Source organism: Desulfitobacterium hafniense DCB-2 (assembly GCF_000021925.1).
Taxonomy (GTDB): Bacteria; Bacillota; Desulfitobacteriia; order Desulfitobacteriales; family Desulfitobacteriaceae; genus Desulfitobacterium; species Desulfitobacterium hafniense.
Genome location: NC_011830.1, coordinates 3,345,012 through 3,360,037, shown reverse-complemented (window position 1 = coordinate 3,360,037; position 15,026 = coordinate 3,345,012). Strand labels below are relative to the sequence as shown.

Sequence of the window (15,026 nt, the reverse complement as noted above, 5' to 3'; positions counted from 1 at the left end):
AAGATGCCGGTCGATGGTTTTCGTTTATTCCAATTAGCGGCTCAGGGATTTTGCTGCAGCCAAATCCTCATCATGATTGGTTTGGAGGACCAAGGCAAGGTTGCCCCGGAACTGATCCGGGCAATGCATGGCTTATGCGGCGGCATGGGGCGTTCCGGCGCTACCTGCGGTGTGCTGACCGGGGGAGCCTGCCTGATTGGGCTGGCCGCCGGCAAAGGAACTGTGTCCGAGCAAGCCCATCCCCGCGTCCATCGGATGGTGCAGGAATTGCTGGAGTGGTTCGAGGAAACCTATGGCAGCCTGCTTTGTGAGGATATTCTGCATTACAAACTGGAAGAGGGTACGGATTATCCGGTGAAATGCGGCAGCACCATCTCCGCTGCCTATGATAAGGTTCAGGAACTTCTGGCTGCCCATATGGAACCGGAAAATGAGTATGAAGAATTTATATGAGAATGATCTGTTGTACAGGACAACCGGCCCTGCCTTGCGTCCCGGCGGGTTTGAGCTGACGGATTGGGCAGTGGAGCATTGCCGGTTTCAGGCGGGGGACAGGATTCTCGATGTGGGCTGTGGTCGGGGGGCTACTGTAAATAGGCTGAGATCCCACTATCATTTGGAAGCCTATGGTATCGACCCCTCGGCAACCTTGCTGACTCTCGGCCAGGAGACCTATCCGGATTTGCCGCTAAGCAAAGGCCGGGGAGAGGATATCCCTTTTACAAACAGCTGCTTCGACGGTGTATTTGTGGAATGCAGTCTCTCTTTAATGACCGATCCCGATCAAGCCTTGAGCGAAATCCGGCGGGTACTTAAGGTCAAGGGGAAGCTGATTATCCATGATGTCTATGCCCGCAATCCCCAAGGCACTCCGGACCTCCGGGAACTCAACATAGGAACATGCATCAGAAATGCCTTAGTTAAGGAAGACTTGGAGCACGGCCTGGAGAGCAAGGGATTGCGGACTATCCATTGGCAGGATCATTCCCCTCTCTTAAACCGACTGATGATGGAACTGATCATGACCCATGGCTCCATGAGTGCTTTCTGGCTGAAATCAACCGATTGTTCAGCGGATCCCAACAGAGTGCAGGCTGCACTTAAGAAGGCTAAAGTAGGGTACTTCCAGTTGATTGCCGAAAAAGAAGCAGAAAAGGAGGCTGAACATTGTCCAGTACGATGATCTCTGATACACGCAGCGTTTGCCCGGAATGTCTGAAGCGGATTCCTGCCCGGCGGATAGTGGAAGAGGATCGGGTTTATATGGTAAAACGATGCCCGGAGCATGGTGAATACAGGGCTCTCCTCTGGAGAGGAAATCCCGGTTGGGAATCCTGGGTGAGACCCACACTTCCCAGTCAGCCCTTGGCTTGTTTTACAGAAGTGGCAGAGGGTTGTCCTTATGATTGCGGCCTATGCGCCGACCATTGGAAACAGACCTGTGCGGCGCTGTTGGAAGTCACTCAGCGCTGTAATCTGAACTGCCGCTTCTGCTTTGCCGATGCAGGGGGCAGCGCCCGGGATCCATCCCTGGAAGTTTTGACCCGATGGTTCCGAAAGGTGATGGAAGCCAGCGGCCCTACGAATATTCAGTTATCCGGCGGCGAACCGACCTTAAGGGATGATTTGCCTGAGATTGTTGCTTTGGGTAAGTCGGAGGGGTTTGATTTTATCCAGGTTAACTCCAATGGGCTGCGTTTAGCCGCTGAAAAGGACTATGTACGGCGGTTACAGGAAGCGGGGCTGGATTCCCTATTCCTGCAATTTGACGGAGTGGATGACACCGTTTACAGTGCTTTGCGGGGACGAAAGTTGTTGTCCACAAAGATAAAAGCCATTGAAAATTGTGCAGAGCTTGGCGTGGGAGTCGTTCTTGTGCCAACATTGGTGCCAGGTATTAATACTCAGCAGATTGGGGATATGGTAAGGTTTGCCCTGGAGTATCATCCCGGGGTGCGGGGGATTCATTTTCAGCCGGTCAGTTATTTCGGACGGATTCCCCAGGAGCCCCGGGATGAGGATCGCTTTACCTTGCCGGAGGTCATTCAGGCCATCGAAGAGCAGACCCAGGGGCTCATCAAGGCCTCCGATATTAAGCCTAATAACGGGAAATGTTCCTTCAGCAGCAGTTTTGTCAAACAAAGTGACGGTTCTTTAAGAAGTGTCCAGACCAAAAATTGCTGTGGTGAGCCGGAACGTGCCGAGGATTTAGTCCGCAAAACCCGGTCTTTTGTCGCCCGGCAGTGGGGTGGGATAGAACAAACAGCCGGCACCTGCTGCAGCGGGAATTCCTGGGATCTCCAGCTCAGGCAGATTAAAAGCGCCGGTTTTGCCCTGACCGGCATGGCCTTCCAGGATGCCTGGAATCTTGACTTAGAGCGTCTGCAGAACTGCTGCATCCATGTTCTGAGCCCTGAAGAGAAAATGATTCCCTTCTGTGCCTATAATCTTACCGACTGTCAGGGGAAATCCCTCTACCGGAAGGAGCCCTAGCCGTGGTGCCGGAGAAAACCCCTCTGGAAGCCTGGATTGCCCGGAAGGTTACGGGCAGCAGTTCAGAGATGCTTACCACCAAAAAACTGAGAGATTATCAGCTGAACAAACTGGGGGAGACCATAGACTACGTAAGGGCAAAAAGCTCTTTCTACCAAAGGCACTTGCCAAGGCATGGGGCCAAGGCCGATTGCTCTTTGGTTCAGCTTGAGGATATCGGGGCGCTGCCTTTTACTACCGCTGCTGATCTGCGCCGGTTCGGACAGGAGATGATCTGTGTTAAAGGAAGCGATATTCACCGGATTGTCACTCTCCAAACCTCCGGAACCACAGGGCTCCCGAAAAGAGTATTCTTCACCGAAGAGGATCAGGAATTGACTCTTGATTTTTTCCACCAAGGCATGCTGACCATGGTTAAGCCCGGGGACCGGGTACTGATCCTTCTGCCGGGGAAAGTACCGGGCAGTGTGGGTGAGCTTTTGCAGCGGGGGCTGGCCCGTGCCGGAGCCGAGGGGCTTGTTCATGGACCGGTGGTTACTCCCCAGGCCGCTCTGGAGCAAATGAACCGGGACAAGGTGAATGTGTTGGTAGGCATACCTACCCAGGTCCTGACTTTAGCCAGAGTGCAGAAAAAGGCTCAGGTAACGCTCCCGCCTTTGCACAGTGTTTTGCTGACTACGGATCATGTTCCCCGCAGCATCGTCAGGGAATTGGTTAAAGTCTGGGGATGCCAGGTTTTTAATCACTATGGCATGACGGAAATGGGCCTGGGCGGCGGCGTCGATTGCCGGGGGCTGAGTGGTTACCACTTGCGGGAAGCGGATCTCTACTTTGAGATCATCGATCCCTTGACAGGCCGGCCGGTTCAGGCAGGAGAATTCGGTGAAATTGTGTTTACCACATTGACTCGTACAGGGATGCCCCTGATCCGTTATCGGACCGGAGACTATTCCCGCTTTATAGTTGATGCCTGTCCTTGCGGGACTGTTCTGCGCAATTTAGAGCGGGTAGGTTCCAGGGACTGCCTGAATCTCGGTGCCGGTAAACTGTTAAGTATGGCTGATTTGGATGAAGTGATCTTCCCTTGGGAGGGGGTGCTTGATTTTTCGGCAAGGATGGCTGAGGAGTATGGAAAAATGGTTCTAACCCTTGAGATTCTTATGGACGGCCCTAATCGGGAAAGGGTAGAGCAAACTATCCGTCAAGAGGTTGAAACACATCCGGCCCTTCGGAATCTTATGGAGGAGGGGCAGCTCCAAGTGAACCTAAACTTTAATGCCGATACCGCCGCCTACAGGGGTGGCAATGGAACAGGGAAAAGGATGATTTGTGACCAAAGGGGATGAATGGCATAGGAGCAACACCATACAGCGAATCCCAAAAATTTCATATTGCCGCCATCATTTTGGCAGCCGGTTTTTCCTTGCGGATGAAAAGCTTTAAACCCCTTCTGCCCTTGGGTTCAGCCAGTGTCATAGAAACAGCGATCCAATCATTCCGGAAAGCAGGCTTCATGGATATTCGGGTTGTTCTCGGACATAAAGCCGGGGAGCTTTTGCCGATATGTGATGCATTGGGTGTTCAGCCTATCTTGAATGAAGATTATGCTGAAGGCATGTTTTCCTCGGTCAAGGCCGGAGTGAAGAGCTTAGGTCGGGAAGTGGACGGATTTTTTCTCTTGCCTGCTGATAACCCCCTCATCCAGGCGGACACCCTACAGAGGCTATATGAAGGCTTCAACCTGGGGCCGGGAGGCATCGTTTATCCGGTCTGCCAGGGAAAAAGAGGTCATCCCCCTTTGATTTCCCGATCCTATAGGGACAGCATTCTCAGCTGGAGGGGTGAAGGCGGACTTAGGGCCCTTCTGGAACATTACCAGGCTGATGCCCTTGAGGTGGGCACGGAGGATCAAGGAGTGCTGCTGGATATGGATACCCCTGAGGATTACAGGACCCTATTAAAGCATTATGGCTGTGCCCCTACCCCCACAGAATTCGAATGTTATGAATTGCTTAAAGGGAACAACACCCCGGACCAGGTCATCAAACACTGTGAAACGGTGGCCCGTTTAAGTGTTTTTTTGGGCGAGCAATTAAGCGAAGCAGGGCTGCATTTAAATCGGGAATTATTAAGAACCTCTGCTTTATTGCATGATATAGCCAGGCTTAAACCCAATCATCCCCAAGAAGGAGCTAAACTTACTGCTGCCTACCCGGAGGTTTCCGCTATTATTGCCGCCCATATGGACTGTCCCTGGGAGCCTTCCCAACCGCTGACCGAGCAGGAAATCGTCTATCTGGCGGATAAACTGGTGGCCAAGGAGCGGATTGTTTCACTCCAGGAGCGATTTAAGGGGAGTGTGGAACGGCATCAAAACGAACCGGAAGTTCTTGAACATGTTTATCGGCGCTTTGGTCAGGCCTATAGAATCCATGACCGTGTCGAAGAAATCCTGGGAAAATCGGTACAAACCTTAATCAAGTCAAATCTGGGGAGTGATGTTCATGGATAAAGAGATTAAAATGGGGCTGCAGCATGTTCTTGAAGAAAAACTGGAGGCAGCTTTGATTACCGTCACCAAAGTGTTGGGCTCCGCCCCCAGAAAACCGGGAGCACAAATGCTGGTTCTGGCGGACGGAACCAGCGCAGGGACCATTGGCGGCGGCTGCGGTGAGGCTGATGCCAGGCAGGCAGCCCTTCAAGTCCTGGCCACGGGAAAGCCAAGGAAGCATTGTTTGAATATGACGGCGGACATCGCCGAGGATGAAGGTATGGTTTGCGGCGGTATTATGGAATTATTTATCGATTACCTGGGCCGGCACAATGGGACGGAACAGCTCAATCTCCTGGAAAACTATGTGCTTTCCTTCCATCACGGCGAAACCCCTGTCCTGGTTACCTTAACGGAGTCCAAACAGGACAAGGCCGGTCAAAAGCTGGTCATTCAAAAAAATGGTCAGGTTACAGGGGATTTAGGCTTACCCATACTGAACCAGATAGCCCTTGAGGAGGTTGGGGCGGGTAGGGGTCATGGCCATTTTGCTGTGCTCAATCTTGACGAGAGGTTCAATCCCTGTGACACAACCACTGAAGTCGCCTACCAGATGCTTCTTGAGCCACCGGTCTCAGAAACGAAGCTGGTGATTTTAGGAGCAGGACATATTGGCCTGCCTTTGGCCGGTATGGGAAAAATGCTGGGTTATGAGGTCACCGTCGTGGATGACCGGCCCTCCTTTGCCAATTCCGGCCGGTTTAGAACGGCTGACCGGGTGATCTGCAATGATTTTGAAAAAGCCTTAGCAGACCTGGTCATCGACTCCCAGACCTATGTGGTCATCGTCACCCGAGGTCATCGGCATGATAAGGTCTGCTTGAAAAGAGTAATTCATCAACCGGCGGGCTATATCGGGATGATTGGCAGCCGCCGCAGAGTGAAGGCGATGTTGGCCGAATTACAGGAAGAAGGGATTCCGGCCGCAGCCTTAGAGAAATTGTACTCCCCCATCGGCTTGAAGATCGGCGCGGAAACTCCTGAAGAAATTGCCGTTTGCATTCTGGGCGAGATCATCAAGGTTCAGAGGGAGCATAAGGACAGGGTAAAACAGCAAGACGGTGTAAGGCAGCAAGATAATGTAAAACTGCAGGAAGAGCCGGCAACTAGTGTCAGGAACAATGAAGAACCTCAGAAAATGCTCGTATGAAAAAAGTGTATCTTGTGCGCCATGGTGATATCGGATTAGGCAGGAATAAACGGTATATAGGGATTCAGGATCTTTCCTTGAGTGAAGAAGGCAGGGAGCAGGCCTTTTCCTTAAAAGAGCGGCTGCGGGAGGTTCCTTTGGACAGGATCTATTGCAGTGCTTTAAGCCGGTCCCGGGAGACCGCGGCGATCATAACTGAGGCTCATTCCTTATCTTTGACCGTTCTTCCCGAGCTGCATGAGATCGGGATGGGGGAATGGGAAGGCCGGCTTTTCAGTGAGATACAGGAGCGGTTTCCGGCGGAGTACCGGCTGAGAGGGGAGGATATTGTCCATCACCGTCCTCCCGGAGGGGAAAGTTTCCTCCAGTGTTCCCGGCGCGTTATCCCCTTATTCGAAAGCATTGTCCGCTCTGATGCCCAAACCAGTCTTATTGTCGGGCACGCCGGGGTCAACCGGGTGATTTTATGCCATGCCCTGGGATTGCCCCTTCAGGAACTCTTTAGTTTTAAGCAGAGTTATGGATGCTTGATTCTATTGAACCAGGCTCATCGAGGGCAATGGGAAGTGAAGTATATTATCCCAGAATGAAACTATTTATGGCTGTTTAAGAGCAGGTATGAGGGCCGTGGAAATCTTATGATTTGCTGCGGCTCTTTGCTGTTTCTTCGGTAAAAGAAACCGCTACGGCCAGGTCTATTTATGTCGATTTATGTACTATTTTTCTTGAAATATATCTTATTTTTAAGTAAAATTAAGATAATACAGATTAAAAGCCCCCCTTTGCAAGAAGGTTAGCCAAATTCGGTAGGATAGGATGTGAATAAAGAAACAATCTGTTGTAGGGTTTTTACAGCAGATTATTTTATAGAGGCTGATTTAAACATATAAAAGTTACGAAGGAGACGAACGAGATGAAGCTGAAAAAAATCAAATATAAGCTGCTGCTGGTGTTTATGCCGATCTTTTTGCTGTCTTTCATTGCGCTTTCGGCAATCAGTTATTATTTGTCAAGCAGTGCCCTGTCCCAAAGCGTTGAGGAGACCGGAATGGCTGTGGGAAGGGAGTATGCGGTAAGGGTAGAGGGTTACATAGAACAGGCCATCATTCAGCAGGAAGCTTTTGCAGCGGAAATAGTTTATATGGGTGCCCTTGAGGATCAGCAGCAGCTGGTAAAAACGCTGGAATGGGGTAAATCCAGAAGCAAGGTGCTGGAAAGCGCTGTCTTTATCGCTCCTTCCGGCGCTGCGGTCCGCTCCGATGGAACGACGGTTGAATTGGGGGACCGGGACTACTTTAAAAAAGTTCTGGCAACGAAGAGCCCGGTGGTTTCAGAGCTGGTTACTTCAAGAACCACGGGGAAAACAGCCTTTAATGTTGCTGTTCCTGTCATGGACGGTGATCAGGTTTTGGGCGTACTGACAGGGTCTTTCGCCATGGAAAAACTGGGCGGACTGATGAAGGATTTGAAGTTTCTGTCTACCGGCTATGGTTTGATTGTGGATGGCTCGGGCCTTGTGATTGCTTTTCCTCAAGCGGAGGAGATGGTAGGGAAATTGGATCTGTCCAAAGAAGATATTGATGAGTCCCTTAAGACAAAGGAAGCTAAATTGGACAAAAAACTGATGGAATTATTCAGCCAAAGCATGGAGGAGAAGGGACAGCTGGTCGGGAGATACACTTCCATTCGGGGCGTCGAAGTGATTGGCACCTTTACGCCGATTAACCTGGCCGGAGACCGTCAGTGGAATGTTTTGATTGCGGCGCCTGTGACGGAGGAGTATGAGCCCATAAGCAATCTGGCCAGGTCCATGGTCGTGACGTCTTTCCTATGCATCCTTATTTCCATCGCCGTTACAGTTATCTTCAGCGGCAGGATGAGCAGGGTTTTCATTCGCTTAAGGGATGAATGCCTGGTCATGGCCGAGGGGGACTTCCGTCAGAGGGATGAGGAAGCTGAAGCATACGACGAGGTAGGGCAGGCTTCGGCAGGACTGGTGAAGATGCGGTCCAATGTCAGGGAACTGATCGCAAAAGCCATGGCCGGCGTTGAGCAGGTGGCTGCTTCCAGCCAGGAGTTGACGGCGGTATCCGAACAATCAGCCAGTGCCGCCGATCAAGTGGCCCAATCCGTAGGTGAAATTGCCTGCAGTGCAGAAACTGAGGCCGTCGCTATCAAACATTTGGAAGAAGAATCCCAACGGATCATCGAGGGTCTGGAAAAAATAGATAGCTCTACCGCAAATGTGGAGAGGCTGTCTTTGGATGCCAGACAGAGCGCGGATCATGGCCTGCTTAAAGTGGAAGAAGCCATTGCCCAGATGCAAAAAGTAGGTCAAGGGTCTGCAGAAATGCAGGAAACCGTCGCCAAACTGCAGAACGGATTTGGGGAGATCTCTCAAATTGTGGATATTATTACTTCCATTGCCGAGCAAACCAATCTGCTGGCTTTAAATGCCGCCATAGAGGCGGCCCGTGCCGGTGAACATGGGCGGGGCTTTTCCGTGGTGTCTGAGGAAGTGCGCAAGCTGGCGGAAGAATCCCGGACGGCGGCAGACCGGATCAGATTGCTGGTGAAGGATAATCAGGAAAATGTTGAAATGACCGTTCAGGTTTCCCATGAAAGTGCGGAAAGCATCGACCTGGGGATTAGCCATGTTTTTTCGACCGGAGAAAGCTTTAAAGGGATCAAGACGGCTATCGAAAACCTGTCCCAAGACGTCGGCCAGGTGTCGGCAGCGGTTGAGCATTTGGCGGAGATTGGCAGAAGCTTCTATGGACAGTTGGATAAAATTAATGAAATGAGCGAGAGAACTTCAGGTGAGACTCAGAATGTCTCCGCCGCAACGGAAGAACAATTGGCGGCCATGCAGGAAGTTGCCAACTACAGCCAAAGACTTTCGGAAATGGCGGGCAATCTGCAGGCGGTCATAGGAGAATTCAAAATATAAATGCCCCGCTGGCTGCTGCTCCTGGAGGGAGCGGATAATCAGGAAATTTTACAGGTATTGGAGGAGATAGCCGTGAAAGACCCAGTGTTGTATCAGGCGATGGCAGCCTGGGAAGAAACCAGCGATGATCCGCGGGTGAGAGAAGCGTATTATGACCGGCGTAAGGCCATATTGGATGAGAAAGCCGCTATACGGGAGGCAGAACTCCGCTTGAAAGAAGCCCTGGAGAAGGGCATAGAAAAAGGTAAAGCGGAAGTGGCCAGGAAACTCTTGGATCTGGGTTTTGAATTAACAAAAATCAGTGAAGCGACAGGTTTGACTGAAGAGGAGTTGAAAAACTTAAGAGAAGGGCAAGCTTGATTATAGCCCGCTTTCGTCTGAAACCCTTAATGAAAGACGCCCTAGTCTCACTTTTATGGTGAGATTAGGGCGTTTCTGGGTGTTTAGACTATTTTCGTGGTCCACTGCTCCAAATTCCAAATATCGCTGACCCAATCGCTGTAGAAGTCAGGATCATGGGATACTAAAAGAACCGTTCCCTTGAACTCCCGAATAGCTTTTTTCAATTCGTCCTTGGCGTCCACATCGAGATGGTTGGTGGGCTCGTCCAGGACGAGGAAATTGATGTCTTTCAGCATGAGCTTGCAGAGGCGTACCTTGGCGCTTTCACCGCCGCTCAGAACCATCATTTTATTGGAGATATGCTCATTGGTCAGTCCGCACTTGGCCAGAGCCTGACGAACTTCATAATTCGTCAGTCCGGGAAACTCTTGCCAGATCTCCTCGATGGGAGTATTGGTGTTGCCCCGGCTGGATTCCTGTTCGAAATAACCGGGGTAAAGATAATCCCCTAAGATGACTTCGCCGCTAAGAGAAGGAATGATCCCCAGCAAAGTTTTCAGCAGGGTGGTCTTACCCAGACCATTGACTCCGCGGATGGCCACTTTTTGACCTCTTTCCAGGTGCAGACTGAGGGGGCGGGTTAAGGGCTCATTATAACCAAGAACCAAATCCTTGGCTTCAAAGATGACCCGGCCGGGACTTCGGGCCTCCTTAAACCGGAATTGGGGTTTGATTTTCTCTTTGGGCTTTTCCAGAATCTCCATTCTGTCCAGCTGTTTCTGACGGCTTTTCGCCCGGCCGGTGGTGGAGATGCGGGCTTTGTTGCGGGCGATAAAATCTTCCAGGCGGTCCACTTCTTTTTGTTGTTTCTCATAAGCCTTCAGCTCTTGCTCTTTTTTGATGTTATAGAGCTGCATAAATTGCTCGTAGTTCCCGGTATAACGGGTTAAGTCGGCATTTTCCACATGATAGATTACATTGACCACATCGTTTAGGAAGGGGATATCATGGGATACCAGGATAAAGGCGTTCTCATAATCCTTCAGATAATTGCTTAACCAAATGATATGTTCGGCATCTAAATAGTTGGTCGGCTCGTCTAATATTAATATAGTAGGCTTTTGGAGTAGAAGCTTGGTCAGCAGAACTTTTGTCCTTTGACCGCCGCTCAAATCGGCAACATCTTTATCCAGACCGATTTCACCGAGGCCTAAGCCGTTGGCCACTTCTTCCACTTTGGCATCGATCATATAGAAACCATTGCTCTCCAGAATGGTCTGAATTTCCCCGACATCCTCCATCATCTTGTTCATCTGCGCTTCCGTAGCTTCAGCCATGCGGTTGTAGAGCTCCAGCATCTCAGCTTCCAGCTCGAACATCTTTTGAAAGGCTTCCCGGAGAACATCGCGAATGGATTTACCTTGGGTCAACACAGTATGTTGATCCAGATAGCCCACGGATACCCGGTTGGACCATTCCACCTTCCCTTCATCGGGAATAAGTTTGCCGGTGATAATATCGAGAAAGGTTGATTTCCCTTCTCCGTTGGCTCCTACCAACCCCACATGTTCACCTTTGAGGAGACGGAAGGTTGTATTTTCCAGAATCTTACGACCACCGAAGCCGTGATTGACATTTTCAACATTTAATATGCTCATGATAAAACTCCCTTTACTTTCATACTCATCTATCTTAAAAAAAGCTTATGGACTTGTCAAAGGATATTTATAAGCGGACAGGTTATGGGGTGTTATAGATGGGGTTAAAAGGACATAGGGATGAGTAGAGGGGGAGTGGGAGTGGTATGCTCATTTGGAGTTTAATGCTGGTTTGCTTGCTTAATATTCCCTTTGGATATTGGCGGGAAAATGTCAGGAAGCTTTCCTTGCCTTGGTTTATGGCCATTCATCTTCCGGTGCCCTTTGTCGCCCTGCTGAGACATCATTTAGAATTACCCGGGGCAACACTGCTAGCTTTTCTGGCGGCCTATTTCCTGGGGCAATATCTGGGCAGCAGATTATCCAGGACGCTGCGGCCTTATGGAAATGTCAGTTCATCCCTGGTTCATGACTTAGTTCACCGCTCCTGGATTATCATCATTGGCAGACAAATAGGAAGGTGAAATTGTGCAGGAAGAGTGACCTGCATTTTTTTATGAGCAAATCCTCATAATAGTAGAAGACAGGTTAATCCGTCTTTTGGGAATTGAGAAGGAAATGCAGACGTTATCGGAAGGAGTGCACCTTGTGAGAAGTGAAAGTGAAAATCAAAATGAACCCATAAATCCGGAGGTCCAAGCTTTAAAAGAGATGGGCCAGATTCGAATCCCTGAGCCTTCGGAGAGCATCTATTGTCTGACCGTTGTCGGACAAATCGAAGGACATCAAGTCCTTTCCGCTCAAACCAAGGCTACCAAATATGAACATGTTATTCCTCAACTCTTTGCTGTGGAGCAGAATCCTAAAGTAGAAGGGATATTGTTGATCTTAAATACGGCCGGGGGAGATGTGGAGGCGGGGCTAGCCATATCCGAGCTGGTGAGCAGCTTAAGCAAACCCAGCGTTTCCATTGTTTTGGGGGGCGGGCACAGCATCGGGATTCCCATCGCTGTGAGTTGCGATCGCAGCTTTATTGCGCCAACGGGCACCATGACCTTGCACCCCATACGTTATACTGGGTTAGTGATCAATGGACATCAGCAGTTCGATTATTTACAAAAAATGCAGGAGAGAATCAATAGCTTTATTATCCAACATTCCCAGATAACAGAAGAGCAGCTGAAAAAGCTCATGTTCGCCACCGGTGAACTGGCCCAGGATATCGGGACTATTTTAATCGGACAGGATGCTGTCGATATAGGGCTGATTGATGCTGTCGGAGGCCTGAAGGAAGCCTATGGGGAACTAAAGCGCCTGATCGGGTCAAAGCGTGAAAGTTAAATTTACAATAAAATCGGCTGAAGAGCCGATTTTTTGCTATACTATCAGAAGGTATGAGTCAAAGCGGCAGCGAAGCAACAAAATGCGCAAATGGCAAGCGTGTTTGCAACAAAGGAATCGCAGTTGAACTAGGAGGGAAAAATTTCCTTTGTGTAGAAATAGACACTACATAAGGCTTGGCAAGAATCAGATGAGTAAAGTATGATGTGAGGGATGTTTTTTGGCTAGGAAGAAAAAGAAGATGACGGTAAAGAAAAAAGGGTTTCTCAAAGATAATGTCCGCCATGAACTGATCGGCATTGTGGCCTTGGGATTGGCGGTATTGGGCATTGTGGCCCTATACTCCGGAAGCAATGGTATCGTAGGCGGCAAAATCAAAGAAGGCTTAACCGTGCTGGCCGGCAACGGTCGGGTCTGGCTGCTGCTTATGCTGGGTGCCTGGGGAATCGCTTATATGAATCGTAAACATATCAATAACCAGTGGAGAACGGTAGGAGTTCTTTTGCTATGGCTGGCTTTTGAGGGACTATTGCATTTTCAACTCCCCGGTCTTAGTGGTTATACTAATGAAACGATCCTCGATGAAGGATTGCTGGGACACGGAGGAGGAGCAATCGGTGCCCTCCTGACCATGGCTCTGAAAAGCTCAGTGGGTATTTCCGGAGGTTATGTGGTACTTATTGTCACAGCACTTAGCGGAGCTTTACTGGTAACGAACCGCTCCCTCATCGGCGGTCTGCAGCAAGTGCAAAAGGCCGGTAAGGAATCAGGCCGCTGGGTCAAAAACCATGTGGAAGATTTTATCTATGTGATTCAGGATACTGAAGAGAATCCTGAAGAAGTCTTTCCGGAAGAGCCTCTGGAAAAGAGAGCTTTAAAAAAGAATATCAAGAAGAAAGAGACGAAAGCGACCACGGAGCCCTTAAAGGTACTGGAGCCTGAATTGGTGGAGCGGCCGGTGATTATTAAGACCCTTCAGGATCTGGCGGACCATGGCGGGGAGGAAGAGAAGCCTCTGGCAGAAACCCCCATCATCCAAACCGTGCTTCCTTTTGCCGAAGAAAAGAAACAGAAAACGAACCCGCCGGGCAAGGTCACAGGAACCCCTGTTTCCAGGTTGGCCCAGAAGGAGAGCGGTGATTTTCAACTTCCTAATTTAACCCTGCTCAATAAAACCATGAAGGTGAAGAATCCTCGTATTAATAAAGATTTGGCGGATAATGTGAAGATTCTTGAAGATACCCTGGAGAGTTTCGGGGTTAAAATTAAAGTTACTCATGTAACTCAGGGACCGGCGATTACCCGCTATGAGGCCCAGCCTGCTCCCGGGGTTAAAGTAAGCAAGATCACGAATTTATCCGATGATATCGCGCTGAGTTTGGCGGCTACCGATGTGCGTATCGAGGCCCCTGTTCCGGGGAAATCGGTGGTGGGAATCGAAGTGCCCAATAAAGAGATCGCCACGGTGCATTTTCGGGAAGTTCTGGAGACACCGGAATTTCAGAATTCCCTCAGTAAGCTGACGGTCGTGCTGGGCAAAGATATTACAGGGAGTCCGATTGTGGCGGATTTAACCAAAATGCCTCACTTATTAATTGCCGGCGCCACCGGCTCAGGTAAGTCTGTCTGTGTCAATACCTTGATCAACAGCATTTTGTATAAAGCAAGGCCGGATGAAGTCAAGTTCTTATTGGTGGATCCGAAGATGGTGGAACTGACGAATTATAACGGAATTCCTCATCTGATCGCACCGGTGGTCACGGATCCGAAAAAGGCGGCCGGAGCCTTAAAATGGATTGTCACGGAAATGGAGACCCGTTACGAGCTGTTTGCTGCCGCCGGGGTCAGGGATATTGTGCGCTATAATTACCTGCGCACCCAGGAAAAGAAAGAAGATGCGCCGCCTCTTCCCTATGTGGTGGTGATTATCGATGAGTTAGCAGACCTCATGATGGTAGCCCCCGGAGATGTGGAAGATTCGATTTGCCGCTTGGCGCAGATGGCGCGGGCGGCGGGAATCCATCTTCTGATTGCTACCCAGCGTCCATCGGTGGATGTGATCACCGGTTTGATCAAAGCCAATGTTCCTTCCCGGATTGCTTTTGCTGTATCTTCTCAGATCGATTCACGGACCATCCTGGATATGAATGGAGCGGAGAAGCTCTTAGGCCGGGGGGATATGCTTTACTATCCTATGGGAGCCAGCAAACCCATCAGGGTACAGGGATGCTTCCTGGCCGATAAGGAAGTGGAAAATGTGGTCCGCTTCCTGCAGAATCAGGCTAAACCGGAATACCAGGAAATTCCTAATATCGAGCTGGGAACCGACAAGCCTGCGGAAGATACTGGGGATGAGCTCTTTCATCAAGCGGCTCTGCTCTTTATCGAGGCGGGCAATGCTTCCGTCTCTTTACTGCAAAGAAGGCTCCGCATCGGCTACACCCGGGCGGCCCGTTTGATGGATTTGTTGGAAGAAAAAGGGGTCGTGGGCGGTTATGAAGGCTCAAAACCCCGGGAAGTTTTGCTGACCAAGGGGCAATTTGATCAAAAGTTTGGGTTAGGTGAAGAAGAAATCGGGTAAAAGTTGCACATTTTGTTGAG

13 protein-coding genes are annotated in these 15,026 nt (G+C 50.0%); 12 read left to right on the top strand and 1 reads right to left on the bottom strand.

Annotated features, from left to right (window positions below):
• Positions 1-3: 3 nt before the first annotated feature.
• The 9 genes from DHAF_RS15670 (at position 4) to DHAF_RS15630 (ending at position 9,504) form a co-directional block, all read left to right on the top strand.
• A complete protein-coding gene (locus DHAF_RS15670; RefSeq protein WP_015944418.1) occupies positions 4-453 on the top strand; it encodes a DVU_1555 family C-GCAxxG-C-C protein in 450 nt (149 codons plus the stop codon).
• Positions 437-1,183, top strand: coding sequence for a DVU_1556 family methyltransferase (gene trsM, locus DHAF_RS15665; RefSeq protein WP_015944417.1), 747 nt, complete (start codon positions 437-439; stop codon positions 1,181-1,183). Before DHAF_RS15670 ends, trsM begins: the two co-directional genes overlap by 17 nt.
• Positions 1,180-2,493 (top strand): radical SAM (seleno)protein TrsS, encoded by a 1,314-nt coding sequence (gene trsS, locus DHAF_RS15660; protein ID WP_026198795.1) that lies wholly within the window; start codon positions 1,180-1,182, stop codon positions 2,491-2,493. Before trsM ends, trsS begins: the two co-directional genes overlap by 4 nt.
• A gap of 2 nt (positions 2,494-2,495) precedes the next feature.
• The gene (locus DHAF_RS15655; RefSeq protein ID WP_015944415.1) at positions 2,496-3,839 is read left to right on the top strand and encodes a DVU_1553 family AMP-dependent CoA ligase; all 1,344 of its coding nucleotides are present in this window, start codon (positions 2,496-2,498) and stop codon (positions 3,837-3,839) included.
• Positions 3,836-5,005, top strand: coding sequence for a DVU_1551 family NTP transferase (locus tag DHAF_RS15650; protein WP_015944414.1), 1,170 nt, complete (start codon positions 3,836-3,838; stop codon positions 5,003-5,005). Before DHAF_RS15655 ends, DHAF_RS15650 begins: the two co-directional genes overlap by 4 nt.
• Positions 4,998-6,194, top strand: a complete 1,197-nt coding sequence (locus tag DHAF_RS15645; RefSeq protein WP_015944413.1) for an XdhC family protein — start codon at positions 4,998-5,000, stop codon at positions 6,192-6,194. The genes DHAF_RS15650 and DHAF_RS15645 overlap by 8 nt, the downstream gene beginning before the upstream one ends.
• A complete protein-coding gene (cobC, locus tag DHAF_RS15640) occupies positions 6,191-6,784 on the top strand; it encodes an alpha-ribazole phosphatase (RefSeq protein WP_015944412.1) in 594 nt (197 codons plus the stop codon). The genes DHAF_RS15645 and cobC overlap by 4 nt, the downstream gene beginning before the upstream one ends.
• A 323-nt stretch (positions 6,785-7,107) precedes the next feature.
• Entirely contained in the window at positions 7,108-9,144 is a 2,037-nt protein-coding gene (locus DHAF_RS15635) for a methyl-accepting chemotaxis protein (protein WP_005812875.1), read from the top strand.
• The gene (locus DHAF_RS15630; protein ID WP_005812877.1) at positions 9,145-9,504 is read left to right on the top strand and encodes an Rpn family recombination-promoting nuclease/putative transposase; all 360 of its coding nucleotides are present in this window, start codon (positions 9,145-9,147) and stop codon (positions 9,502-9,504) included.
• Positions 9,505-9,587: 83 nt separating this feature from the next.
• Here the strand turns inward: DHAF_RS15630 and DHAF_RS15625 are convergent, their stop codons facing one another.
• Positions 9,588-11,144: an ABC-F family ATP-binding cassette domain-containing protein gene (locus DHAF_RS15625; protein WP_005812879.1), complete on the bottom strand. Its 1,557-nt coding sequence runs from the start codon at positions 11,142-11,144 to the stop codon at positions 9,588-9,590.
• Between the two features lie 146 nt (positions 11,145-11,290).
• Between DHAF_RS15625 and DHAF_RS15620 the strand changes: the two genes are divergently transcribed.
• The 3 genes from DHAF_RS15620 to DHAF_RS15610 all read left to right on the top strand — a co-directional run bounded on the left by DHAF_RS15620 (position 11,291) and on the right by DHAF_RS15610 (position 15,006).
• Entirely contained in the window at positions 11,291-11,608 is a 318-nt protein-coding gene (locus DHAF_RS15620; protein WP_005812881.1) for a hypothetical protein, read from the top strand.
• 124 nt (positions 11,609-11,732) lie between these two features.
• Positions 11,733-12,425, top strand: coding sequence for a ClpP family protease (locus DHAF_RS15615; protein WP_015944411.1), 693 nt, complete (start codon positions 11,733-11,735; stop codon positions 12,423-12,425).
• Between the two features lie 241 nt (positions 12,426-12,666).
• Positions 12,667-15,006 (top strand): FtsK/SpoIIIE family DNA translocase, encoded by a 2,340-nt coding sequence (locus DHAF_RS15610; RefSeq protein WP_015944410.1) that lies wholly within the window; start codon positions 12,667-12,669, stop codon positions 15,004-15,006.
• The last annotated feature ends 20 nt before the right edge of the window (positions 15,007-15,026 follow it).

What these genes read in the sequence shown, in the direction of transcription:
- DHAF_RS15620 (WP_005812881.1), top strand. Translation starts at nt 11,291, where the DNA reads ATGCTCATTTGGAGTTTAATGCTGGTTTGCTTGCTTAATATTCCCTTT.
- DHAF_RS15670 (WP_015944418.1), top strand. Translation starts at nt 4, where the DNA reads ATGCCGGTCGATGGTTTTCGTTTATTCCAATTAGCGGCTCAGGGATTT.
- DHAF_RS15625 (WP_005812879.1), bottom strand. Translation starts at nt 11,144, where the DNA reads ATGAGCATATTAAATGTTGAAAATGTCAATCACGGCTTCGGTGGTCGT.
- DHAF_RS15645 (WP_015944413.1), top strand. Translation starts at nt 4,998, where the DNA reads ATGGATAAAGAGATTAAAATGGGGCTGCAGCATGTTCTTGAAGAAAAA.
- DHAF_RS15610 (WP_015944410.1), top strand. Translation starts at nt 12,667, where the DNA reads ATGACGGTAAAGAAAAAAGGGTTTCTCAAAGATAATGTCCGCCATGAA.
- trsM (WP_015944417.1), top strand. Translation starts at nt 437, where the DNA reads ATGAAGAATTTATATGAGAATGATCTGTTGTACAGGACAACCGGCCCT.
- DHAF_RS15630 (WP_005812877.1), top strand. Translation starts at nt 9,145, where the DNA reads ATGCCCCGCTGGCTGCTGCTCCTGGAGGGAGCGGATAATCAGGAAATT.
- DHAF_RS15635 (WP_005812875.1), top strand. Translation starts at nt 7,108, where the DNA reads ATGAAGCTGAAAAAAATCAAATATAAGCTGCTGCTGGTGTTTATGCCG.
- cobC (WP_015944412.1), top strand. Translation starts at nt 6,191, where the DNA reads ATGAAAAAAGTGTATCTTGTGCGCCATGGTGATATCGGATTAGGCAGG.
- trsS (WP_026198795.1), top strand. Translation starts at nt 1,180, where the DNA reads ATGATCTCTGATACACGCAGCGTTTGCCCGGAATGTCTGAAGCGGATT.
- DHAF_RS15650 (WP_015944414.1), top strand. Translation starts at nt 3,836, where the DNA reads ATGAATGGCATAGGAGCAACACCATACAGCGAATCCCAAAAATTTCAT.